Origin of the sequence: Mycoplasmopsis glycophila, from assembly GCF_900660605.1 — a bacterium.
GTDB classification, from domain to species: domain Bacteria; phylum Bacillota_I; class Bacilli_A; order Mycoplasmatales; family Metamycoplasmataceae; genus Mycoplasmopsis; species Mycoplasmopsis glycophila.
Window position 1 is genome coordinate 308,653 of record NZ_LR215024.1, and the last position, 25,890, is coordinate 334,542.

15 protein-coding genes are annotated in these 25,890 nt (G+C 28.3%); 13 read left to right on the forward strand and 2 right to left on the reverse strand.

Going from position 1 to position 25,890, the window contains the following annotated elements:
- Nucleotides 1-2 precede the first annotated feature (2 nt).
- The 5 genes from dnaG to EXC46_RS01195 all read left to right on the forward strand — a co-directional run bounded on the left by dnaG (nt 3) and on the right by EXC46_RS01195 (nt 17,025).
- Nucleotides 3-1,922, forward strand: a complete 1,920-nt coding sequence (dnaG, locus tag EXC46_RS01175; protein ID WP_129622113.1) for a DNA primase — start codon at nt 3-5, stop codon at nt 1,920-1,922.
- A gap of 1 nt (nt 1,923) precedes the next feature.
- Nucleotides 1,924-3,417, forward strand: coding sequence for an RNA polymerase sigma factor (locus EXC46_RS01180; protein ID WP_318024000.1), 1,494 nt, complete (start codon nt 1,924-1,926; stop codon nt 3,415-3,417).
- Between the two features lie 81 nt (nt 3,418-3,498).
- Entirely contained in the window at nt 3,499-4,287 is a 789-nt protein-coding gene (locus EXC46_RS01185) for a Nif3-like dinuclear metal center hexameric protein (RefSeq protein ID WP_027333660.1), read from the forward strand.
- A gap of 264 nt (nt 4,288-4,551) precedes the next feature.
- Nucleotides 4,552-15,276, forward strand: a complete 10,725-nt coding sequence (locus EXC46_RS01190) for an SGNH/GDSL hydrolase family protein (RefSeq protein ID WP_027333659.1) — start codon at nt 4,552-4,554, stop codon at nt 15,274-15,276.
- Nucleotides 15,277-15,423: 147 nt separating this feature from the next.
- Complete coding sequence (locus EXC46_RS01195) at nt 15,424-17,025, forward strand: PTS transporter subunit EIIC (RefSeq protein WP_027333658.1); 1,602 nt, start codon at nt 15,424-15,426, stop codon at nt 17,023-17,025.
- A gap of 116 nt (nt 17,026-17,141) precedes the next feature.
- Here the strand turns inward: EXC46_RS01195 and EXC46_RS01200 are convergent, their stop codons facing one another.
- Complete coding sequence (locus EXC46_RS01200; protein WP_027333657.1) at nt 17,142-19,286, reverse strand: coiled-coil domain-containing protein; 2,145 nt, start codon at nt 19,284-19,286, stop codon at nt 17,142-17,144.
- 32 nt (nt 19,287-19,318) lie between these two features.
- Nucleotides 19,319-20,299, reverse strand: coding sequence for an aspartate--ammonia ligase (gene asnA / locus EXC46_RS01205; protein ID WP_027333656.1), 981 nt, complete (start codon nt 20,297-20,299; stop codon nt 19,319-19,321).
- A gap of 92 nt (nt 20,300-20,391) precedes the next feature.
- Here asnA and EXC46_RS01210 point away from each other — a divergent pair, with 92 nt between their 5' ends.
- The 8 genes from EXC46_RS01210 (at nt 20,392) to pip (ending at nt 25,865) form a co-directional block, all read left to right on the forward strand.
- Nucleotides 20,392-21,141, forward strand: a complete 750-nt coding sequence (locus EXC46_RS01210; protein ID WP_027333655.1) for an MAG0110 family membrane protein — start codon at nt 20,392-20,394, stop codon at nt 21,139-21,141.
- A gap of 233 nt (nt 21,142-21,374) precedes the next feature.
- Entirely contained in the window at nt 21,375-21,974 is a 600-nt protein-coding gene (gene rpsD / locus EXC46_RS01215) for a 30S ribosomal protein S4 (RefSeq protein ID WP_027333654.1), read from the forward strand.
- 25 nt (nt 21,975-21,999) lie between these two features.
- Nucleotides 22,000-22,209 (forward strand): 50S ribosomal protein L31, encoded by a 210-nt coding sequence (gene rpmE, locus EXC46_RS01220; RefSeq protein ID WP_027333653.1) that lies wholly within the window; start codon nt 22,000-22,002, stop codon nt 22,207-22,209.
- A gap of 82 nt (nt 22,210-22,291) precedes the next feature.
- A complete protein-coding gene (locus EXC46_RS01225) occupies nt 22,292-22,948 on the forward strand; it encodes a LemA family protein (RefSeq protein WP_027333652.1) in 657 nt (218 codons plus the stop codon).
- Between the two features lie 84 nt (nt 22,949-23,032).
- Entirely contained in the window at nt 23,033-23,500 is a 468-nt protein-coding gene (locus EXC46_RS01230; RefSeq protein ID WP_027333651.1) for a Sua5/YciO/YrdC/YwlC family protein, read from the forward strand.
- Nucleotides 23,501-23,606: 106 nt separating this feature from the next.
- Nucleotides 23,607-23,759: a 50S ribosomal protein L33 gene (rpmG, locus tag EXC46_RS01235; protein WP_027333650.1), complete on the forward strand. Its 153-nt coding sequence runs from the start codon at nt 23,607-23,609 to the stop codon at nt 23,757-23,759.
- Between the two features lie 92 nt (nt 23,760-23,851).
- Nucleotides 23,852-24,916 carry an aminopeptidase P family protein gene (locus EXC46_RS01240; protein ID WP_027333649.1) on the forward strand — a complete coding sequence of 355 codons (1,065 nt, stop codon included), beginning with the start codon at nt 23,852-23,854 and terminating at the stop codon, nt 24,914-24,916.
- Nucleotides 24,897-25,865: a prolyl aminopeptidase gene (gene pip / locus EXC46_RS01245; RefSeq protein ID WP_027333648.1), complete on the forward strand. Its 969-nt coding sequence runs from the start codon at nt 24,897-24,899 to the stop codon at nt 25,863-25,865. Before EXC46_RS01240 ends, pip begins: the two co-directional genes overlap by 20 nt.
- Nucleotides 25,866-25,890: the final 25 nt, after the last annotated feature.

Sequence of the window (25,890 nt, forward strand, 5' to 3'; positions counted from 1 at the left end):
ATATGAGCAATTTCATCCCAAAAGAATTTATTAATTCAATTCAAAAACAATCTAATATAGTTGATGTTATTTCTGAATTTTTATCATTACAAAAAAGAGGAAATAACTATATTGGTCTTTGCCCTTTTCACCAAGATAATACCCCAAGCTTCACTGTTAATGAGGCTAAACAAATCTACAAGTGTTTTGCTTGTAATGAAAGCGGAAATGTAGTAACTTTTCTGACGAAAATGAAAGGTTATTCGTTCATTGAAGCAATAGAATTTTTAGCTCAAAAACTAAATATTGATTTTGATTTTGAAAGTTATAAAAAAAGTAACATTTCAAAGTATAATGAACAAGATTTAGAAATCATCGAAACCCTTTCGCTTGCTAATAATTTTTTCAAAACCAAAGTTTTAACCTCTAAAAGTGCAAAAGATTATTTAAATAAGCGTAAATTAGATGATATTAGCATTCGTAATCAATTTGATATTGGTTATGCTAAAAACAATTCATTAATTACTTATTTTGAAAAATCTAATATTTCAGAAAAACAACTCATTGAAGCAGGTTTATTAAATTCCGATTTGCGTCAATTATTTTGAGATAGAATCACTTTCGGGATTAGAAATGAGTATGGAGACATTGTAGGTTTTAGTGCTCGTGCACTTAACAACTCTCAAGCTAAATATATTAATTCACCAGAAACGCATCTTTTTAAAAAATCTGAATTACTTTATAACTACCATAATGCCAAAAATGAAATTCAAGCTAAAAAATCAATTATTATTGTTGAAGGCTTTATGGATGTTATCGCGCTTTATAAAGCCGAGATTTTTAATGTTGTTGGTTTAATGGGCACAGCTTTAACTCAAAAACATATTCGTTTATTAAAAAAATATGAAGTAAATTTATTTTTAGATAATGATAATGCAGGTCAAGAAGCAACTTTTAAATCAATTGAAATTCTTTTTAAAGCTAATATTTCTAATGTGAAGATAATTATTAATCATTTATCTAAAGATCCTGATGAAATTTTACAAAACGAAGGAAAAGAAAAGCTTCTTGAAATTTTACAAAATAAAAAATCAGCAGTTGATTTTATCTATGACTTCCTTTTACGGAAATTTAATTTATTAGATCATATTGATTTCGATTTAGTTCAAAAAGCCGCAAATGAATTAATTAGAATTTTTAGTTACTCTTCTGATGAAATTCAAAATTATATTGCAGAGAAATTTTACAAAGAGACCAATTATAAGCTTCTTTTTGTAAATAAACAAATACAAGATGAACTAGTTCCAAATGAAATTCCTGATTATGTTTTAAACGAGGCTCCTAGTCATTTTGATCAATACTACTTTAAGACTGAACTTGATCAAAAGTATGCTAAAAAAGTAAGTAAAAGCATCATAGCTAGTGTCGCAGAAAAGCTTCATAAACCTCTTAATTTCACTCTTTTAATATACCTTATCAAATTCCCAAGAATTTATGAATCATTGATTGAAAATGAAAGCAAAGATGCAATTTATGCTCTTTTAGCTGACGATTTAGATATTTTTTTAAACATAGAAGAATATTACGAAAATATAAATAGTCAAACCCCATCTTTGAGAGAAGCAATTATTTCTAAAATCAAAGAATCAATTTTTCAAGCCATACCTAAACAAGAACTTGATAAAATACTTAAAGGCGCTCCGCTAGATCAGGTAGAGGAACAAGCTTTTGATGAATTTTTTAATAATATAAATATTTCAGATAATCAAATTACTTTTTATTTAAGACCTTATGTTGATTATTGTTTAAAACAAAGAGAAAAACAAACTAATTTAGTCTTGCACGAAGTACTTGAAAAAAGAAAACAATTAACGTTACTGCAAAGCCTTAAAAATAAAAAAATAAGAATTAAAGCGAATAAAAAACGAAATGAAGGAGAATAATATGCATGCATTCGAATCTATCATAAATTTCTTAAAAAAAGAATTAGAGAAAAAGAAAAAGGACTTTTTTACACAAGAAGAAGTTTTTAAAATTTTAGATAAAAAAGGTCTTTCAGTTGACGAAGACAATATTGACGAATTTATAGTTGCATTAATGGACGCTGATATTATTCTTGATAGTGTTGACTATGGAGATGATGATTTCATAAGTGAAGAAGAATTAGAAAACGAAGTAAAGAAAAATAGTTCTAAAAAATCTTCTAAAAACAGTAAAGAAAGTAAAGCTCAAGAAAAAGACGAAGAAGAGCTTGATGATGAAGAATATTTAGATGAAATTGAAAATTTACCTGATTTTCAAGATGATGACGATGACTTTGTTGATGAAGATGGTATTGAAGATGATTTTAATGAAGAAGACTACTTGGCACCCGATCCTGACAACGAAGATGATGAAGATAGTGATGAAGACAACGAAGATGACGAGGATAAATTAGAAGATAGCTTTTTTGACGAAGATGAACTAGATTTAGATCTAGATAATTTATCTCTTGATTTTGATAGTGATGTTGATCTTGGGGAAGAAAAAGAAAAACAATCACTTTCAAATAAATTAACAGAAACTAATGATATTGTTAAATGATACATGAGATGAATTGGGAAATATGGTGAACTTTTAACAATTGAAGAAGAAAAAGAATTAGCTAAACAAATGGAAAAAGGTGGTTTTAGAGGAAAAAGAGCTCGTGACAAACTTATCCAACGTAATTTACGTTTAGTTATTAATAATGCTAAAAAATATAAAAATAGAGGATTAACTTTTATTGACTTAATTTCAGAAGGAAATGCAGGAATTTTAAAGGCAGTTCAAAAATACGATGTTAATAAAGGGTTTAAGTTCTCAACTTATGCAACTTGATGAATTAGACAAGCAATCACTCGTGCAGTTGCTGATCAAGCCAGAACAATTCGTGTGCCTGTGCACATGGTTGAAACTATCAATAAAATTTCAAAAATCGAAAGAGAATTACAACAAGAATTAGGTTATGAACCAACTGACGATCAAATTGCTGAACGTTTTGGAGATGGTTACACAGCTGACAAAGTTAGATACATTAGAAAAATCAATATCGATCCAATTTCGCTTGATAAACAAGTTGGAAAAGAAAATGATTCAAGTTTTAGTGACTTTGTTAAAGATGAAAACATCGTTTCTCCTATTGATTATGCTTCACAAGAAGAGCTTGCTGAAATTCTTCACGAAATTATTGAAGATACATTAGAAGCACCAGAAGACAAAGAACTTATTAGAAAAAGATTTGGTATCGGCGTTGACCCTGAAGGTAACCGTTATAGAATTCACACACTTGAAGAACTAGCTAAAGAAAGAGGTGGTGTTTCAAAGGAAAGAGTTCGTCAAATTGAAAATAAAATTTTAAGAAAACTTAAAAATAACCCAAAACATGGTGCGAACCTTAAAGATTATTTAAAAAACTAAAGGCCTTCAAGGCCTTTATTTTTATATAAAATGTATTATAATTACAAAATTAGCAAAAGAAAATATTAAAGGATTAGTACTATGAAATTAAAGGATTTTATTAAAGGATTAAACGAGATGTATCCACTTGAAAATAAGGAAATTTGAGATCCTTCAGGTTACAGTGTTAAGTTTAATCAAGCAAAAAAATTAAGAGGTGTAATTTTAGCAATTGATCTTACATCAGAAACTATTCAGGCCGCAATTCAAAATGATTGTAATTTGATTTTAACACACCACCCTTTTTATTTTGAGGCCACAAAACAAGCAGAAAAAGAAAAATCACCTTATAAACTAGAACTTCATAAATTATTAAAAGAGCATCAAATTACAGCTTTTGCAATGCACACGAATTATGATTGCGATAGCAAAGGAACTTCATACCAAATAGCTAAATTTTTAGGTTTAGAAGACTATGTTAAAACAGATTCTCAAAAATTTTCAGCAGAGCTAGAAGGATATCCTTTTACAATTAACAACTTGACTAAATTATTTAACAAAAGACTAGGTTTTGAGTCATTTAGAACAAATGTCAAACAAAGTTTTTGAGATAAAACTTTCCCTAGAATAGCAATTTTAAGTGGTAGCGGATACATTGGTCAAATTAATGATTTACATTTTAATAACACAGATTTAATTATTACAAGTGATTTTCGTTGAAGTGATTGAATCAATTTTAAAGAGTTAAATATTAACATTTTAGAAGTACCACATCTTGATGAGGAAGTGTTTGCATTTCACATGCAAAAACTTTTAAGCGCTAAATTTCCGAAGGAAAAATTTATTGTGATAAAAACTAAAGAACCTTATCAAAATATCACTATTAAATAGAATAAAAAGCAAAAAATATTCCAAACAATATTTGAATAAAAATGAGAATTATACAAAAAATTATTTTTAAGCATAAAAACAGCACAAAAATTAACTTTTTGGTTATTTTGGGCTGTTTTTTAAATTTCTTTTTTATTTGAGTTTTTGGTATGATTTATTTAAACATAAAAGCAAAAAGTATTTAATATATATTTTATATATATTAAAATGATTTTGAAGATATGAAAGGACAGCTTTTTTATTTTAAAAAGCAAGGGATTTATTATGAAAAAATCAAATAATTTACTTGTTGGAATTTTAGCATTCTTTGGTTCTACAACTTTAGCTGCTTCTTGTGCGGCACCAGGTTCTTCAAAACCTATTAGTGCTGATAATGGTAATGTTGTAATTGAAAAGAAAAATACTACTACAACAGAAAAATTACCTACTAACTTAACAACAAGTACAAATCAAGATTATTCAGACAGTGATTGAACAACTTCAATTTCTGATATTTCGATCTCTTATTCTACAGAAAGAAAAGTTTCTGAAACTCATCAAATTATTAAAAGTAATGAAAAAATCAACTATGTAGCAATCGGGGATTCAATAACCGCAGGATTTGATGGTGCACTTCCAAAAGATTATCCAGGTGAACTTTTATCAAATGGAGAAATCACTGGAGCTTCATACCCTTCATTTTTAGCTAACATCTTAAATCAAAAATCAAGAATAGCTCAGTTCAAAAATTATGCTGTTTCTGGTTCAACTATTCTAGATTGAATTAATTTTTTAGAAATTCAATATGATAGCAAAAGCAAATTAGATAGTAATAGTTTAATAACTAAATATGGCAAAAATTCAAAAGTAAAAGAAGAATTATTAGTAAATTTAGCTAATGCTAATTTGATTACATTTACATTAGGTGCTAATGACTTTTTCTACTTAATCTTTGATGAACTTCGTAAAAATAATGTTTTTGAAATCATTGAAAATTTAACAAGTGATAATCCTTCATACCAAAAAGCAGCTGAATTTGTTAATTCAATTTATGCTTCTGTCGTTCCTGAAGTGAAAAAGCGTTTAGCTACTTTTATCAGTCAACTTAAAAATTTAGCTCCAAATGCTCACATTAATTTAGTTAGTTATCCTACTCCTTTTTTAGGTTTAAAAGATATTTTTGATAAAGCTTTTTTAGATCTTGTTGGAGACAAACTTAAATTAAGTATTACAGATACTGTTATTTCTGTTTTAAATGATAACCTTATGGAAGTTGCGTCTAAATATGGAATTAACTATGTTAACGCATACAATCCAAATTATTGAAATAAACATTATGATGAATTAAGTTCTATTTTAATCGATATTCATCCAAACACCAGAGCTTATAAAAAAATGGCAATGGATATTTATTTAAAAATTACCAATTCAAAATTGGATTTAAGTTCATATGGTTCTGAAAATTATGATTTTGATCAAGATTTTATTAATTCAGATCGTAATACAACTAATTATCAAATTGAACCTAATGCAAATCCGCTTGATATTTTAGGTTGAAATACTTCGACATATTTAAATAAAGAAAATGAGTTTGAAAAAGAACTTGATGTTTTAAGAACTCCAAGAAACTTCTCAAACCGAATTATTGAACTTGCAAGTTCTTTCAAAACACTTGCACTTAGTGTTTTTAATATTTTAATAACTAATCGTTATTATTTAAATATTGATCCTGAACAAAAATTACGTGAATTACTTTACCGTGAAGTTGATGGTGAATTAGTTATCGAGAACCTTATTCAAGAAATTTTTGATTCAAATGTAATTCAAAATATTATTTTCAACATTCAATCAAACTTAAGAAGTCTTAACGCTCAAAACAAACTTAATTTAAATACACTTTTTGATGCTATTAAAGATGGTGCATTAAAAACTGAATACATTTTTAACTTAATTAATGCGATAGCAAAAAGTAAACTTGTGAATGTCTATAAAGACGACTTTAAAGTCGTTTTACCAGAACTTGCTCTTAACACTTTAAGAATTCATGCCGATAAAATTATTGATTTAGTTGTTAGTGCTACTCCTGAATCAGTTTCAAACACTTTAGGTCTATCTTCAGAAGAATTTAAAGCATTAATTCGTTCAATCGTTTTTGACAATCAAACAAATGACTTTGATAGCAACTTTATTGGTGTCTTAACTTTAGTTTTAGAAACTTTTGTAATTAATAGTTCAAATTTTGAACAAGTAAGCTCAATTAGAGAAGTTCTTAATGCCTTTATTGTTGATCCTAATTGAAATGGAACAATTGACCTTTCAGAATATCGTTCAGAATTTGCTGTTAAATTAGCAAAATATGCAAAAAAAATTGTTAAAAAGGTAATTGAAGTTCCTTCAATCAAAAACTTTATTATTGAATTAGTAACCAATCTTCTTGCTCAAAACAAATTACTTCTTAATGAACAAGAAAAAGCTGATTTCAGACATCTTTTTGGTAATTTTATCGACAACCTTAATGATAAAAACTTTGATCATGGTCTTTTTGATTTAGCGCAAGAATTTATTGCTCAATTTATTTCAGGTTTCCCAAGCATTGAACCAGATCAAATTAATGATTTAGTAACCAAAAGCATTGGTGAAGCAGCTAAAGCTCACTTTGGTCAATCAGAAAATATTTTTAAAGTTATTAAACTGCTTTCAAGATCAATTACAGCAAACCAAACTCCAGAACAAGTTCAAACAAATAAAGATATTATTAAAACAATTGTTAATAATTTCCTTCAATCAGAAAATATTAATTTAGCATTACTTATCGAAAAAGTTTTACCTGATTCAATTAAAGGTTCAATTGATGAGTATATTGGCTACCAAAATTTCCAAGAACTTATTACTAATATTTCGCGTAATCCTGAATTTAAGACAATCATCAATTATTTTCTTGATAAATTAATTAATAGTTTAGATGAGCTTGAATCAGCTCATATTGATTTTGAAAATCCACAAGAAATTATTAGATTTATCCTTCAAAAAATTGATATTAACGAAATTGAAGATCCAATTAAGCAACTTATCGTATCACTTTTAAATGATCCAAAAATTCAAGAATTAATCAGATTAAGTTTAATTAAAGTCTTTGAGAATTTAGAATTAGATCCTAATGCACAAATTCATCAAAAACTAATTTCGGATCTCTCAACAGGTCTAATTAGTTTATTTAAAGAATTAGATTTTATGCCAACAGTTGTTGATAAATTATTTGAAGGATTAAGTGAAGCCACTAAAACAGACACTACAGAAGAATTTGTTGAAAAACTTAAAGAAATTCCATCAAAATTAATTGATGTAGTTGCACAAAAAGTTAAACCTGATGTTTTTGGTTTTATCAAGAAAATTATTGGTTTAGAAATTATTCAAACTAACTCTGAAGCATGAGTTGAAGTTTTAACTAAAGCTTTTGAGAGATTTGCTACAAGCAACTTAATTGACGAATTATTTATTACATCTATTCGTCCTTTTCTTGAAAATAATTCAGATTACATCAATCCAGGAGAAGTTGAATTACTTCTTAAAGATGTAATTCTTTTATCAGATACTTCAAGTTTATTTAAAAACATTTTAAGTATTTTAATTTCAAATCCGCAGTGAACTGAAACTTTAACTAACAAAAGTACACCAAAAGAAATCTTTGATACTATTTTTGCTTTACCTAACTTTAAAGAAAATGTCCTAATTCCTTTAAAACCAATTGTTTTAGAAGTTTTACAAAATAAAAAATATAGTTTAACTTTATTGCAACTTATTAATTATTTTGCAAAACAAAATCAAATTGATTTAGATTTACCTAACCATGAAGCGATTGCAAGCGAGTTAATTGAAACAGCTTTAATTTATGCGAAAAACACTAATTTAATCACAAGAGTAGTTGACTCTCTTTTCGAAGCAATTGAACAAAGCTCTAATTTAGATGAAATTTTAAGTAATGTTAAAGCAATAGCGCAGCCACTAATTAGTGATTTTTCAATTCTAGAATTTAGTAAGTTTTTATTAGAAAAAATTACTTCTTGAACCGAAAGTGATAAAGACGCGCTTGTTGCGTTCTTAATGCATTTATTTGATCAAATTGTTCAGCATGACGAGTTAACAAATTGATTAAATGCAATTCCGTTTGATGAAAGTAATTTTGTAAATGTAATTAGCAAAGAGAATTTAATCTCGTTAGTTACAAAACTTTTAACAAATGAACACTTCAAAGAATTTTTAAAACCAACTTTAGATACTCTTTTTGATTTTAATACAGCAGCTATTAAAACTTGAGAATCACCTCTTGAGCTTCTTTTAGCTTTTGTGAGAAATCCTGAATATTTAGCTCAAGTTAAAACTAATGTTGTGACATTATTTAATGATTTAGTTTTAGAAAATGACACTGTTGATTTTACTTTAGTTAAAGTTCTTGCTGAATTTTTAAAAACCAATGAATCAATTAAGTTCGCTTTTGAAGGTATTGCTCTTGAACAACTTGAGCAAGTTTTACAAGGGGCAATTCCGACAGCTAAATTTGCTATTAAAGAATTAGATCTTGTTAATGCCTTATATAAAGGACTGGAAAATTTTGCTAAATCAAATGAAACTAACCTTAAACAAATTCTACCTTTTGTACTTGAGAGTCTTAAGGAAGCAATTAAGTCAGTTAATTTAAATGAAACAAGTTTCAAGATTTTCAAACACTTCCTTGATCAAACTACATTAGATAGCGATAGTAAAATTGTTTTCAAAAAAATTATTTCAAACGTTGGAACTTATATTTTTAGAACTATTGAAAAAGAAGAAATCAAGTCATTTATTAATTCATTACCAACAAATCTTCTTACTGAAATTAATAAATATGTAGCAAACGAGAATTTAGCAATTTTACTTTTCGAAGTTGTTAAAAATACTTCATTCCAAAATATCGTTGAATCAAGTCTTAATAAAGTGCTTGATCATTGAAACGAATTCAAAGAAGCAAACCTTACAAATTGAAATGACTTTGCTCAAAAATTATTATCAATTCTTGATTTAAGTTCGTTTAAAGATGACCTTAAAGCATTAATTAATGGTATTTTCGATTCAGAAAACAGTCAATTAATTCTTGAAAGAATTATTGTCAAATTAATTCAAGATAATTTCCAAGAATTTTATAGAGCAAACGTTAATGCTACAAATTCTTTTGCTCACATCACAGCAACCAACATTAAAAAGCTAATTGTGGATTTAGGAATTTGAGATTCAACATTAGATTATATGATTCAAATTCTTGATGAAATGAAATCACAAGAAGACATAGTTACTTTTGCGCAAGGTATTCCTTCAAAATTACTTAATAAAGTTTTAGAAAGTATTCAAACAAATGGTGAATACGATCTTGAAAAAATAAAAGCAAAAGTTATCACACTTTTAAAATCACCTATCTTTACAGAAAATAAAGAGCTTATTTCTAAATTTATAAGTCACTTATTAAGTTTAGAAAGTACTAAAGATAAACTTCGTAATTTAGCAAATCAGTTAGTTGACAAAATCGAGCTTGATGAAAAAATAGCCAAATATCTTGATAAAGAGACAATTTTAGCTACAGTTAATTTTGCTCTAGATAATCAAAATCTTTTAAAATTAGTTGAAAGTTTTATTCTTGCTTTAATTAATAATGATAATTTATTAATTAGTGAACTTGAAAAACCTCTTTTCAAACCCGAAGATGCTATTTTCAATATTTTAAAAGCAACAAATTTTGTTGAAACTAATAAAGAAGCTTTTTTAGGTTTTGTTCATCAATTTTTAGAAAGCGAAGCTTTTGATCAAACATTTAATAAATTACTTACTAACTTCTTAAAAGAAAATAATCTTATTACTTCAGAACTTAATGATAGTTTTATTGGTGATTTACGTTTAACAATTCTTAACACTCTTACTTATAACACTTCAAGTCCTTTAAGTCAAAAAATTATTAATAAAATAATTGAAGTCTTTAAAATGGAAGATGTTGTAAATTGAAGTACTTTTGTAGAGAAATTCAAAGCAAATCTTACTTCGCTTTTTGATTTAAATGATTATTCACTTATCAAATCTCTTCTTAATAGTCGGCTTTTCAAACCTGAAAACGAAGCTATTTTAAAAGAACTTGCAACAAATGCTTTAAATACATATTTAACAAATAACAAAGTTGCAGAGTTAATTGATGGTATTAATGATGCTACTTTAAGTTCTATTTCTACAAAAATTGGTTTAACCACAAGCGAAGCGAAAGAGCTTCTTAAAAACATCTACAACGATAATGATTTAGGAAGCTTACTTCAGGAAATTTCGAGTTTAGTAATTACTGAATTAGTTAAAGATCGTAACGCTTATAAAGATGCTAATAGCTATAATGATTTAGTTAAAGCTATCTTTAGCCAAAATGATGTTGTTACTACTCTTAAACCAAAAGCAATTGAGATTCTTAATAATTTCTTGCAAAGCGACAAAACAAAGAATTTTGTAGTTTCAACTATTAAAAACGCACTAAAAAGTGAAGGGTTCAAACCATATGTGGCTGGTCTTACTGAAACAGAACTTGATTCTATTTCAGAAAATCTTTTAGATGCTTATTTTGTAGTTGATAATGTACTTGGTTTATCAAGTGTAGCTTATGATACTCTAGTCAAAGAACTTGCAACAAATGGTTATGAAATTCAAACTTTATCAATTATTCAAAATTTATTTGCAGCCCTTAAAGAAAACTTAAGCAAAGACAATTTAGAGCAAAAAGTTCTTGAATTAATTCGCGCTTTATCAACATCAAAATTATTAAACAACAATAAATCTGCTCTACTTAAGATTTTAGAAAATTCATATGAGCAAATTAAGAAAATCATAGCTAATGAATCGCTTCTTAATAAATTACCAAATAGTGCTCTCGAAACACTTTCGCAGTACATTGAAGTTGAAAAATTAGATATTTTAGTAAAAAGTGTTGTTGGTTCAAGTGAATTTAAAAATGTTTTCTTTGATACTTTAAATTCAATTATCACTAACATTAGCTCATATCAAAATGTTCGGTCTGTAGGTGAATTATTACAAATCACACTTCAAAACATCAAATTTGAAGAGTTTAAGAATAATTTAGTTGGATTAATAAGATTTATTTTAAAACATGAAGAAATCAACAATGTCTTTAAATCACTTTTAACAAGAACTTTAAATACTTTCCACGTTGATACTACAACTAGCGATGTACAAAAACTCATTGAAGATTTAGCAAAAGAAGGTAGTGATTTTCTAGCTAACTTAAATGTTTTTGAACAAATTATTGAACGTGTCTTTAAAGAAATTCAAGATCACGCAAGTTCAAAAGAAGAACTTGAACAAACAATTCAAAATATTCCAAATCTTGTTAAAACAATTCTTGAAACTGAATTTAGTGATAGCTTTATTGAAATTGCAAATAAAATTTACAAATTAGAAGCAATTAGCACAAATAAATCTACCCTTAAAAAAGTTTTAGTTGCTTTAATTAAAGGGTTACATATTGGTCCAAACGATTCAGGACGTGATTATATTATTGAATGAATTTCTCCTTTAATTAATCAAATTAATAGTCCAATTTTAACAATTGAAGCTAAAAAACACTTAATTAATGTTTTCAAAGACATTTTAGATCAAGACATTTTATATGAACTTCTAGATTCAGTTTTAGAAAGTTTCTTAAATGAGCCTAATTTAGACTTTTTAAGTAACTATAAGAATCCATATTTAATTCTTAAACACTTTATTAATAATGAATCATTTGTGGCGAATATAAAAGCTAAATTACACAAACTCATTATTCAAATTACCCGTAATGAAAGCAAGCAAATTAGCAATTTAGCACAATTTGTAAATTCAGTTATTTTCAAATTCTTAAATATTGAAGGACTTGATGCTGGAATTTTAGAAATTGCCAATAAAGAAAAATTAGTTCAAGATGTTCTTAATGATTGAGGAAATTGAATTGAACAAAGTGGTGCTTATAACAGTGTGTTTGATGCTTTAATTCAAACAATTCAAAGTACAAACACAATTGATGAATTTGTTTCTAATATAGGAACTAATATTTGAAATTCATTAGATCTAGCAAATAACTTTGAACTGGTAAAACAATTTATTAATCTTTCAACAAATGTTTCAAAAAACCAAGAAACTTGAAACAAAATTGCTAAAAGTTTAATCGTAAATATTTTTAGTAGTGAAAAACATATTGACAAAATTGTTTCACTAGTTAATTTAGATTTTCTTGTTCCATACAACATTGCTAATGATGAATTTGCAGATGCAATTAAATCGATTCTAAAAAGTCAAAATGTGCAGAAAGTTGCTATTAAATTAGCTGAACACGTTATTAATCATTTTGATGATTTCAAATCAGCAAATAGCTATAATGATTTACTTAAAATTTTATTTAGTAATCATGAATTTAACCAAGAATTAATTACTTTGGTTAAAGAACTTCTTGGTTATGTTGGTAGTGACGAAAAAGCAAGCAAATTACTTGGAAAATTCGCTTACTATGCAATTAAAAATTCAGAATACCCAGAAATTCTAAACAACATTAATGAAACAAATGGAGCTAGTCTTTTTGGAAGTTTCTTCTCATTAATTGCTGAAATTGATCAAAACGTGCAGTTGATTGACCCAATGCTCAATAAGCTTTTTGAGCAACTTGAAAATAGTGGTATCAATGCAGATTTTGCTAGTCTTTTCCAAGTTCTTGGAGATAGTTTTAAAAATTATGTTGTAGGTGATCTGAATTTAATGGAAACTAGAATTCTTATTTTATTAAGAACAGCTTTAAATTCAGAAACAGTACGTAATAATAACGAAACATTCAAGGTATTTATTAAGAATATTGTTGATTTTATTATTAAGAAAATTGACTTTGGTCAAATGATTTGAGAGCAAATCCCAAGCGAAAGTCAAGGTTTCATTTTAGCTAACTTTGTTGATAATAGACAAAACCAAGGTGTACAAGTATTTTCAAATATTATTAATGAGTTTATTAAAGTGCCAGAAACAGCAAGTTTAATTAATAATTTAGTTGGTTATGTTTTAAATAACCACGAAGCCCTTGCAAACGAAACCACACTTGCTAATGTGCTTCGTAAGTATCTTGTAATACCAAGCAATGAAACTCAATTTAAATCAGACATGAAAGAATTCTTGCTTGGTTCACTTAAAACAAACTCATTTAAAATTAACACAGAGTACATTATTCATAAGTTCTTTGATTTTCTTGGTGTTCAAAAAAATGACTTAATTAACAATTATGTCACAATTCTTGCTAATAATCTTTATGCTGGAATTGATCGTCTTGGTATTTTAGATAACCTGTTAGATGTTTTAGTTCAAATCATCAAGCAACCTGGTCAGTCGCTTGATGAGATGGTAACTAAAATTAAAAATAATATTTTCGCAAGTTTACAATTAACTGAATATTCTACTTTCAAGAAATTCTTAAGTGATAATTTAGTAATTGGTTCATCTAGTTTAAACGGAAATGAAGTTTCACATAAAGAAGCTGTAAAACAAATTTTAAAAGAAGTTATTTCAAAATTACTAACTCAAGATGACAAGTTAACTCAAATTGTTCAAGACCTTAATTTAGCTGGTTTAGTCTTTAATGAAACAGAAGAATCTAATAAAGAACTTATTAATAAAACAATTGTTCGTTTCATTAAGAATGATAAGCTTAAAAAAGCTTTACAGTTAATGGTAGACGATGTTTTAGACCGTCCACAAGCTTATTTAGCTAAAAATTCTTGATATGGAGCTTTAAATGCTCTTTTAAACAAACCTACTTCAAGCTCGCTTGATTCACTTAAAACAAATCTTAAAGGTTGAATTGTAGAAATTATTAATTCAAACGAAAACACAGATGAGTTCTTCGGTGGATTGGCAAGAATTGTTCTTAAAAAACTTATTGAATCAAATTGAAATCTTTCTTTAGAAAACGATCACGCCTTATTTACTGCAGTATTAAAAGGCGGGCTTCGTACCATCGTAAATTCAAGTGAGTTTAATACAGTTTTTGAAAACATTTATAAAAATCTACAAAACACAGACTTTGAGCAAGCAGCTAACCCAGGGGAAGCCTTTTTAGAAGCGATTAAAAAAGGTGCTTTATCAATCATTACATCAGATAAAAACCCTAAAAATATTTCATTAAGTAAAATTCTTGATAAAACAAAACTTATTGAGAATTTAATTGCTGCAATCGGAAATAAAAATTATGTTAAATTAATCAACCGTCTTTTTGATGCTTCAGAATTTTCATATCGTTCAACAAACAATGGATATAGTGGATCATTTAATTTAGAAAAAACAACCGGTATGTATAAATTGATCTACAATGCATTGTTAAAACCAAAAGATCCCAATTCAGAGTCATTAGGATTTGATTTTGACGTAAGTATTTTCAGTGTTGTAGGAAAAGCAGAAGTGTTCTTTAAAGCATTCTTTAAACCTATTTATAGTGAACTTTTCCGTAGAGTAACTAATAATGAATATGATTCTTCATATCAAACATACTACAAGCGAACCGATGAATATAAAGCATTATTTAGAATGTATACCACTTTCTTATGATTTATTGGTGCTTCGGTTGGATATGATAGCGGTAAGTTCTGAAATGCTATTGGCGCTGATGTGCAAGCGATAATTAATAGAGGGGCTACATCTGCTTTTGATGAAGCTAAAATACAGTATAGTAAATTTAACGAATATTTACCAAAATGATATAAGACAATGGGTGCCTTAAATGGTTGGTTTAATAAGGGATGATATAACGCTGAATTTATTCAAGGTAATAGATCATCAAGCACATATTATTCAAACTACTGATCAGATCAGCTTCTTGCTTATATTTACTTCTTTAACAAAGTTAAAGATCGTCATTCAGCTCGTACAATGACAGAAGTGCTTTTAGATGCCTTAAGAAAAGGTTACCTAAAAAGCGATAAATAATTAAAAACAAACAAAGGCTTAATGTGTTTGTTTTTTCTTTTCATTTAACTCTTTTAAGCCTTGTATTAAGGTTTAAAACAATTTTTAGAATAATGGAAATTTTTATATAATATTAGAGATTTTAAATCAAATAGAAAGGACTATTGAATGAATTACGATTGAAACAAAATCAGTTCAGAAATCAATAAAGGACTTGGTGGAAAGTCTAACATTGAAAAAGTTTACCACTGTGCAACTCGTTTTAGAGCAGTTGTGAAGAATGTTGAACTTGTAGATAAAAAAGAACTTGAATCAATTGAATTAGCCAAAGGTGTTAATATCGCTAATGGTGAAGTTCAAATCATTTTTGGTGCTGGACTTGTTAATAAAGTTTTTGAAAAATACGAAGCATCACAAGATGATTCATCATCTGTTGTTAAATCAGAACAGAAAAACAAAACCTTTAAATGACAAAAAGACGCTTCATTTAAAGATAACTTATTTTTAAACATTAGATCAGGAATTAGAGCATTTGCTGAAATTTTTATTCCTTTAATTCCTCTTTTTATCGCAGGAGGGATCGCACTTGCTTTAACTAGCTTTATCGGAGCTTTTGGATCAAAAAACTCTTCTGTATTAGGAATGCAAAAATTCTTCGACATTATCGGAGGAGCTATTTTAGGTTCATTACCTGCTTTTGTTGGTTATACAGCAATGAAAAAATTTGGTGGAAATCCATTCTATGGACTTGCAATTGGTATTATCATGATTGCTCCATCACTTATGAATTCATGATCACAAAGTAGCTATGAGTTATTCAATTTAAATGATCCGGCAGCAGCTAATGCAACAACAACTGTTGCTTATACTCTTTTCCCAAAAAGTTGAGGATTCTTTAGCTTCCCATTAATTGGATACCAAGCACAAGTTGTTCCAGTATTAATGATTGTATATTTAGGATACTGATTAGAAAGATTAATGACAAAAATTTCTCACGAAACAATCGCTATCTTAAGTGTTCCATTAGTAACTGTTTTCGTTACTATTTTCCTTGGTTTCTGAATTATTGGACCAATTGGTCGTGCTATTTCAGAATACATCGGATTAGCATTCGAAAAAATTTGAACATACACAAACTTCCCATTCTTCGGAATTGGTGGAGCACTTATTGCTTTTGTGTACCCATTTTTAGTTATTACAGGACTTCACCAAGGGTTCTTGCCAATTGAAGCTACTCTTGTAACAACTACAGCAAAAGACTTTGGTCAAGGATTTACTTGAATTACACCTATTGCAACTGTTTCAAACATTGCACAAGGAATGGTTGGAATTGGAATCTTAATTGCTCTTTTAGTTATTAAGAAAGATAAACAAATTTCTAAAGTTACTTCATCAGCTATTTCAGCTAATTTAGGAATTACAGAACCTGCTCTTTTTGGAGTTAACTTACCTCTTAAATATCCATTAATTATTGGTGCTATTGCATCAGCAGTTGGTGGATACTGACTTGGAATGAGTCAAACATATGCAACAAGCCAAGGTTCAGCTTCATGAATTGGAAACATTTTACAATTCTCATGAAAAAATGGTGATGCTGAAGCTAAATTCTACACAGCAAAACTTAACTTCAACTATGTAATCCATAACGCTATGTCTAATGGTGTAAAAATGTTAATTGGAAACTTAATTACATCAGTTGTAGCTATTGGTGCAACACTTGGTTGAGCATTAACAAAAGGTAAAAAAGAACTTGTTAAATGAGCTGAATAAGAACTAATCACACACACTCTGTGTGATTTTTCTTTTTCTTTTTTAGCAAGCTAAAGGAGTTAATTAGCAACAAAAAAGACGAGAAACAATAAAGTTTCTGCGTCCTTTTTAGTTTATTAATTTTGTCTTTTAAAGAATGCTCGCATATCAATTCAATCTGATTCTTGCGGGAAGAAAGGTAGTCCAAGGAAGTATTTGTAAACTCTTGCCATTTGAGCAAGGTTTGCTTGGTAAGCTACATCAGGATTTTCGTAATATTTATCACGCGAAAGAATATTGAATGTATTTGAAAGTGGGAAATTATGAAAGTTTACAAATGTTTTGATTTGTTCTGCATCTCATCCAAAATGTGAGTTTAGAAGTACCATTGTTGTTAATAGCACTGTGGTTGTACCTTGTAATCCGAAGAGCTCTGTTTTAGATGTTCCGTCACTATTGAATAAAATTGAGCTATCATTTTGCATATTTTGGATATCAATTGACATTAAGTATTCTCATGCAAGTGTTGGATCTAATAATATTGCACTATTTTTAGCATCTTCTGTTCCAAATAACAAATCAATATATTCATCTGCGTCAGATTTTAAGTAACTAGGGTGCAACTTAAAGAAGTAGTTATACTCTGAAAGGGGATAAAGTTCTTTAAGTTTTGCAATGTAGTTTTGAATTTCTTGATAAGCTCTTTGGTTTTGGTTAATTCTTCACCCTTTGTTATTCTTTTTAAATAACGAAGAACCAATAAAGATTAAGTTCTTTTTCCGTGGATCGAATTTTTCTCTTCCTTTGATTATAAAATCTAAAAAGCTTGTTTTATTGATTTTATTAACTGTTAAAAACTCATTAATAAAATCTTGATTTGTAACTTGAAGATAGTTTTGTATTTCATATGGATCAACAGGATATTGATTAATATTTAAAACTGCTCATTCTTTTCCTCTTGATCTAAGTTTGCCATTAAATGAATTAATGTAGTTTTTTTCTAGGTTATAAATTTTGAATTTTTCTTCTAGTGTGTAGAAATATTCAAAATCAATTGGCAATTTATTAACATTATCATTTTGTTGGAAATTATTTCAAATTTCTAAAAGTTCGCTTTTTGAATACTGACGAGGCTTATCATTTAATGCTCAATTTTGATAATGATTTTCAATAAAATGATATTGCTGTGCATTACCATCACTAATGAATACTATTTTATTAGCATGCTTAAAAATTCAGTTTCTCATGTCCTCTTTAGCATCAAATATTCAACTAATTTCAGGGATGTAAAAGTCGAACAATTTTACTCCTTTGTCTAGGTATGGTTGGAAATAAGTTAACATCTCATCCATGCTTTTGAAAAATGTATCAAATGGTTTATTAACACCGCTAATGTACTTGGTGTTGTTGATTAATGAAATACGACCTTCTTCAAGGTTTCATTCCTTGTTTTTGATATTGAAAATTGAGTGATATTTATCATCAAGATATTCAAGGTTAAATCTTTGTGTGTTTGGTTCGTTTAAGGCTTTTTCATAGTTTCAAACACTTTCATCAATAAAGTACAATATGTCATTATATGGCTTGTTTTTATCTTTGAAAGCGTTAATTTGACCAATCATTTGAATGAAGCTTGAAAGGAACACTTGAGCAGCATTTCTTGTGATAAAAACACTAGGATATTCATTTAAGCCTGAATCAACAAGATCAGCAAAAAACGCTGAAAAAAGACCATCTTTGTTAATTAATTTAATACCTTGCAATAAAGCTTGAATTTCTGTATCTGTGCTATTTAACTGGTTTGTTAAACGGCGGTTTTCTTCTTTGAAATATTCATATTGCGATAAAACATAATCTAATGATTCTTGTTTTTCAGCTAATTGTTTATTTAATTCTTGAATTTCTTTTTTCTTTCCTTCTAGTTCGGTTTTGTTAGTTTCGAAGTTTTTGAGAGCTTTTTGAAGTTCAGTTTTCTTTTCTTCCAAGTTAGCAACTTCTGTGCTTAATTCTTGCTTTAGCGCTTCATTTTCGCTAACTTTAGTTTCTAGCTCGCTTAAAGCATCTTTGTTTTTAGCTTTTTCTTTTTCTAATTCTTGAATTAAACTTTCTAGTTTAGCTTGGATTTCTTGGAGTTTATTATTTTGTGTTTCTATTTGGTTTTCATATTCTTTAACTTTGTCTTTTAAAGTTTGATCTTCACAACTTGAAGAAAGAACAATTGGGAATGTAAGAGCCGCTGTACAAAGAGAAGGTAAAATAATTTTTCTAATTTGTTTTTTCATGTCAATTAACCTCTATTTTTGTGTTTTTAAAATTAAAGTAACTCAATTCCTTTTTTCATCATTTTTTCACGATATTCATCTGGTCAATAACTTGCTTGAACTTCACCAATATGAGCCTTTTGAAGTAAAAACATACTTACTCTGGATTGTCCAATTCCACCACCAATTGTCAGTGGTAATTTTTCTAAAATAACATCTTTATGGTATGGAGAAAGTTTAATTAGATCTTCTTTTGTTTTTTGACTCTGTTTTACAATACTATTTTTATCGACTCTAATTCCCATTGAAGATAATTCAATAGCACGATCTAAAATGTTTGAGTAAACAATTAAATCACCATTTAGGTTTCAATCATCGTAATCGAAAGCTCTTTTTGAATGAATTACGCCTGATTTGAGTGGATAACCGATTTCATAGATAAAAACAGTACCTTTTTCTTTAGCAATTTTGTTTTCTCTTTCTTCGATTGTCTCATTTGGATATAGGTTTTCAAGGTCTTGAGAGTTTATAAAATAAACTTCATCAGCTAATTTATCGTCAAGAGCAGGAAACATTTCTTGCAATCTTTTCTTTGTGTTTTGGAGTGAAAGATAAATTTTTCTGACAGTTTCTTTAAGAAATTCTAAATTACGATCTTTTTCTAAAATTACTTTTTCTCAATCTCATTGGTCAACATAATATGAGTGGACTTCATCTAAATCTTCTTCTTTACGAATAGCATTCATATCAGTGTATAAACCTTCGTATGGTGCAAAATGATATTGCTTAAGAGCGTGTCTTTTTCATTTAGCAAGGGAGTGAACAACTTCTAATTTGTGAGTTGAATTTTTAGGTAAAAAACCAACAGGTTCTTCACCATTTAGCCCATCATTTAATCCGGATTCTTTTGAAACAAATAACGGCGCTGTTGCACGAGTTAGATTTAAATTTTTCTTTAATTCTTCTTGGAATATTTTTTTTAAGTCTTGAATAGCACTTTGTGTTTGTCTAATGCTTAATTTAGGTATGTACATAATTTTGCTCCTTATTGTGCATAAATATATTAAAATTATATATGCTTAAATAATTAAATATTTAAATTAAATGTAAAAAGAAAGGAGAGAACATGTTTAACGAAACTCAAGACAATAGTCAAGAAATAACATTTTCACTCGATGATACTAAAGCAGCGAAAAAATTTTATGGAATTACAGCTAGTATTTTTTCTATTTGTGTTGCACTTTGTCTAGCATTTGCTTTAACTTTAACTTATATTTTCACAAGTGGTAATTTTAATTTTTCAGCATGAGTAGCTAGTCATCTTCCACACTTTTTCATTCCTGCTGCAATTATTTTTATCCTTACAATTATTTTTTCTTACCGTTTAAACAGGCTATCACTGCCTTGGTTATTTGTAGCCAGCGTTGTGTTTATTATTTTCTTTGGTTTTTTAATCGGAGTGATTCTTGGAACTCAAATCCAAGATATTAAACAAAATGCTTGAAAAATAGTTGCGATACTTTTAGCGCCAGTTGGAATTATGTTTGTAATGGGTATTTTAGGATACTTTGAACTTGTTGATATGAGAAGTATTAAAGTTATTGCATCTGTGCTTTTATTTGTCTTTATTATTTTAGTAATTGCATCATTTTTCATCTTTAGTAACAAAATGGAAATGGTGATTTCCGCAATTGCAATAGCTGTTCTTAGTTTATCTACAATTTTACAATTCTACGTTATGAAGAAAAAAGCACACGAGATGAAATTTGCTCCTAATACAACAGTTTGACGTGAAGGAACATATGCTGGAATTAATTTATTCCTTACATATATTCAATTAGTTAGATTCCTATTAGATATATACGGCAGAAGATAAAATAGAAGGTTCAATTCAAAGAAATTTGGATTGAATTTTTTTATTTTGCTTTTAAATAAAAAATGTTAAAATAAATAAGCATAAAACAGCAGTTTGTTATGTTGAAAAATAATTTTCACTTGTCTCAAACAATTTGCTAGTAAGTAAGCTGATTAACTGAAAACATTAAGTGAAAATTATCTCGATAGAAACAAACCCTCTAGCTATTTTTATGCAGAAAGAGGAAATTAAATATGTCAAGATATACAGGACCAGTGTTCAAAAAAGCTCGTCGTTATGGTTTTTCAATTCTTGAAACAGGAAAAGAATTTTCTAAAGGAAGAAAAAGAACATACGCACCAGGACAACACGGAAACAAAAGAGTTAAACTTTCAGATTACGGTTTACACTTATATGAAAAACAAAAAGTTAAATACATGTTTGGTGTAAGCGAAAAACAATTACGTAAAGCATTCGAAAAAGCTATTAAAATCAAAGGTGTTACAGGTACAAACTTATTACAATTATTAGAAGCTCGTTTAGATAACGTTGTTTACAGAGCAGGATTTGCTACAACAAGAAGACAAGCTCGTCAATTAGTAAACCACGGACACTTTACATTAAATGGTAAAAAAGCAAACATTCCATCAATGATTGTTTCTTTAGGTGATGTTATTGAACTTAAAGAAGCTTCAAGAAACAATGTTCAAATTAAAGAAGCTTTAGAAAATAAAGCAGCTGCAGCTTGAATGACAAGAAAAGACTTCAAAGTAACATTCGACAGATTACCTGAAAGAAACGAAATGCACTCAGAAATCAAAGATGCATTAATCGTTGAGTACTACGCAAAATAGTACTAATTAGAAGGAGAAAAGATTTATGAAAAAAGATATTCACCCTCAATATTTTGAAGTTCAAGTTAAATGTTCAACATGTGGAAAAGAATTTGATTTTAAATCAGCAAGAAAAAGCTTTACAGTTGATGTTTGTTCAGGATGCCACCCTGTTTACACAGGAAACCGTTCACAAGTTAAGGCAACAGGAAGAATTGATAAATTTAACAAACGTCTTGAAAAAATGTCTAAATAATAATTTATGAACCACCTCTATCTAGGAGGTGGTTTTTTGATATAATTTTGTTATCAAAATTAATAATAAAAAAGGAGACTTTATGTCAAATTTATTCGATCCAACATACCAAGCAAATCAAGAAAGAGCGGAATTTAATCCAAATGCTGATAATAGACCAAAAAGTCCAAGCGTTTCACCTGTTCTTAAAACTTTATTTTGAATTTCTTGTATTTTAATTCTTCCACTTATTTACTATATTGTGAAGAAAAACACATTTTTAAAAATGCAAAACTCAATTAACGATGCAGCTTCAGGAGTTGATGTACAATTAGCAAAAAGAGCTGATACATTAACTAAATTAGCTGATCAAGTTAAATCATACAAAAAACACGAAGCTAGTGTTTTTGAAGAAGTAGCACAATATAGAAGCTTACTTAATTCAGGAAACACAATTCAAAATTCAGCTCAAATTGAAGCTTTAAATACTTCTATTTTAGGTCGTTTAATGGCTATTTATGAAAATTATCCAGAACTTAAAGCAAGTGTTTTATATCAAGAATTAATGGATCAAACAACTTATATTGAAAGAGAAATAGCTGCAACTAGAAGACTTTACAACTCAAAAGTTACTAGATTTAATACAGAAATATTTATGTTTCCTGCAAGTATAGTTGCATCTTCAATGCACCTTAGCACAATGCCTTTATATGTTGCTTCTTCAAAACAAAGACAAGATGTTTCGATGAAAGACTTATAAAACATAGATCAAACACTTTTTGGTGTTTGATTTTTTAATAAAGCAATCATACTTTTGGAATAAATAACTATAATATAAAAAGCTATGAAATATAATTTTGAAGAAATTATTATCTGTACAACAGATACTGTTTTAGGAATCGGTGGCCCTGTGAAAAAAGAAACGCTCGATACCATCTATTTTCTTAAAAAAAGACCTCACAGTAAAAAAATTATGATTTTAGTTGGAAGCATTGAACAAGCACGTAGCTTTAAAGAGTGAAATTTAGAAGCAGATGAGCTCGCAAAGAAAGTGTGACCAGGAAGCAATAGTATTATTGTGAACGACCAAGGATTTAGAATGCCTGATCAAAAGCTTTTAATTGATTATTTACTTGTAAATGGTCCACTTTATATGACTAGTTGTAATTTGTCAGGAGAAAAACCTTTAGAACTAGAAATGGCCAAAAAAGTGTTTCCAAACGTTTCTCATTTTTATAATTTTGGCAAAATGAGCAATGTGCCTAGCAAAATCTATAATTTAGACACAAATGAAGTAATCAAAAGAAGCTAATGTGCATTTTTAATACATAAAAAGAAGCTTAAAAAGTTTTAAAAAATGTTCTTTTTGTTATAATATTAAAAATATTGTTAACAATTAAAAAATAAAGGAGCTATTTATGGCAAGAGAAGGATATACATTAGTATGTACTACATGTAAAATGGAGAATTACATTTCAAAGAAAAACAAAAAAAATACTCCTGAAAAAGTAGAATTAAGTAAATATTGTTCAAAATGTAATGCTCACACAAACCACAAAGAAAAAAAATAATATACATTAAAAAATGAATAGTTTTAAGCTATTCTTTTTTTTAATTATTTATAATTGTTTATATAAAAATAAAATTCAAAAAGGAGATACAAATGGATCGTACAAAATTAAATGAAATGTTCGAAAAATCAGGAGCAGAAGTTCTTATTTCTGAAGCTCCACAAACAAGATTGTGATACGCTGATGTTCAAACAACAGATGGATTTATAGCTATCGAAAAGGATAGAGCTACATTATTTGTGGACTCTAGATATATTGAATACGCTCAAAAACATGCTAAAAATGTTGATATTGTACTTATCAAAGGAAATTCAATGTCCGAATGATTTGCGCAAAGAAATTTCAAGAAAATTGCATTGGAAAAAAACTATTTAACTAAATCAGTTCAAGATAGAATTGTAAAAATGGTTAACCCTGAAACAATTGAGTGAGTAGATGCTCAATATCTCAGAATTGTGAAATCAAAAGCTGAACTTGAAAAAATGCAAGCTGTTATTGATATTTCTCTTAAATCATATAATCAATTTATGCAACAAGTAAGAGAAGGTATGACTGAAAAAGAAGCTGCAGCTCTTTTAAATTACCTTCTTAAAATGAATGGTGCAGATAAAGAAGGGTTTGACGAAATTATTGCAATTGGTCCTTCAAGTGCTGAACCACACCACCACCCTACAGAACGTAAGCTTGTTAAGGGTGAATTACTTAAAGTAGATTTTGGAGCTTTATACAAAGGATATACAGCTGATATTACTAGAACTTCTATTTTTGGTGGTGAAGAAATGGCTAAAGATCCAAAAATGGTTGAAATTCTTGAAATTGTTAAAGAATCAGCCCGTAGAGGAAGAGAAGCGGTAAGACCTGGTATCAAAGCTTCTGAAATTGATAAAGTATGTCGTAATTATATTGTTTCAAAAGGATACGGTGATTTATTCTTACACTCAACAGGTCACGGATTAGGGATCGATGTCCATGAGTGACCATCAGTTTCAGCTTTTTCAGATTTTGTTTTAGAGCCAGGAATGATTATTACAGTTGAACCTGGAATTTACATTGAAGGTTTAGGTGGAGCTAGAATTGAAGATGATGTTTTAGTTACACAAGATGGTCACTACGTATTTTCAAGACCAGAAGAAAACAATGGACAAAAACCTTTTTAATGCTATAGAACCATATGAACAAGGTTTTTTAAAAGTAAGTGAAATTCACAGTATTTATTATGAACTTTTAGGAAACCCGAACGGAATTCCTATCGTCTTTTTACATGGTGGCCCTGGTGGTCAAATTTCACAAAAAATTAGACGTTTATTCGATCCTAATCTTTATCATATTATTTTATTTGACCAAAGGGGAGCAGGAAAAAGCATTCCATTTGCAGAAATTAAAGATAATACAACTTTTGATTTAATTGAAGATCTTGAAAAAATAAGAATCAAATTAAATATCGAGAAGTGAATTCTTTTTGGTGGTAGTTGAGGCACAACTTTAGCTTTATGTTACGCAATTGCTCATCCTGAACGTGTTTTAGCTTTACTATTAAGAGGTGTTTTTTTAGCGCGTCAAGAAGATGTGAACTTTTTATATGAAAAAGGTGCAAGTGATTTTTATCCAGAAGCTTTTGAAAGGTACAAAAGTTATATTGAATCTAAACAAATAACCGGTAAATCTATTTTAGAAAAATATTACTTGTATTTCACAAACCCACAAAATTCACAAGAAGAAATTCAAAAAGCAGCATATGAGTTTAATTTATGAGAATCAAATCTAGTTTCCAATTTAGATTTTGATCTTTCAAAACATTTAGTTTTTGAACCTGGTGATCTACAAATTGCAAAATTGGAATCCCATTATTTCATAAATAAAAGTTTTTTACCTTCAGATAATTACATTTTAGAAAATATTAGTAAAATTAAGAATATCAAAACAATTATTGTACATGGTAGACAGGATGTTGATACAAGACCAATTGGAGCTTATTTATTGAACCAAGCTTTAAATAATTCCGAATTATTCTTTATTGAACAAGCTGGACATACTATGTGAGAAGAAAAATTGTTAAATAAACTAGTTGAACTTTTAAAAGAACCACAAAAAGTTTTTGATTTATAAATTCTACTTTACTTGTATTAAGCAA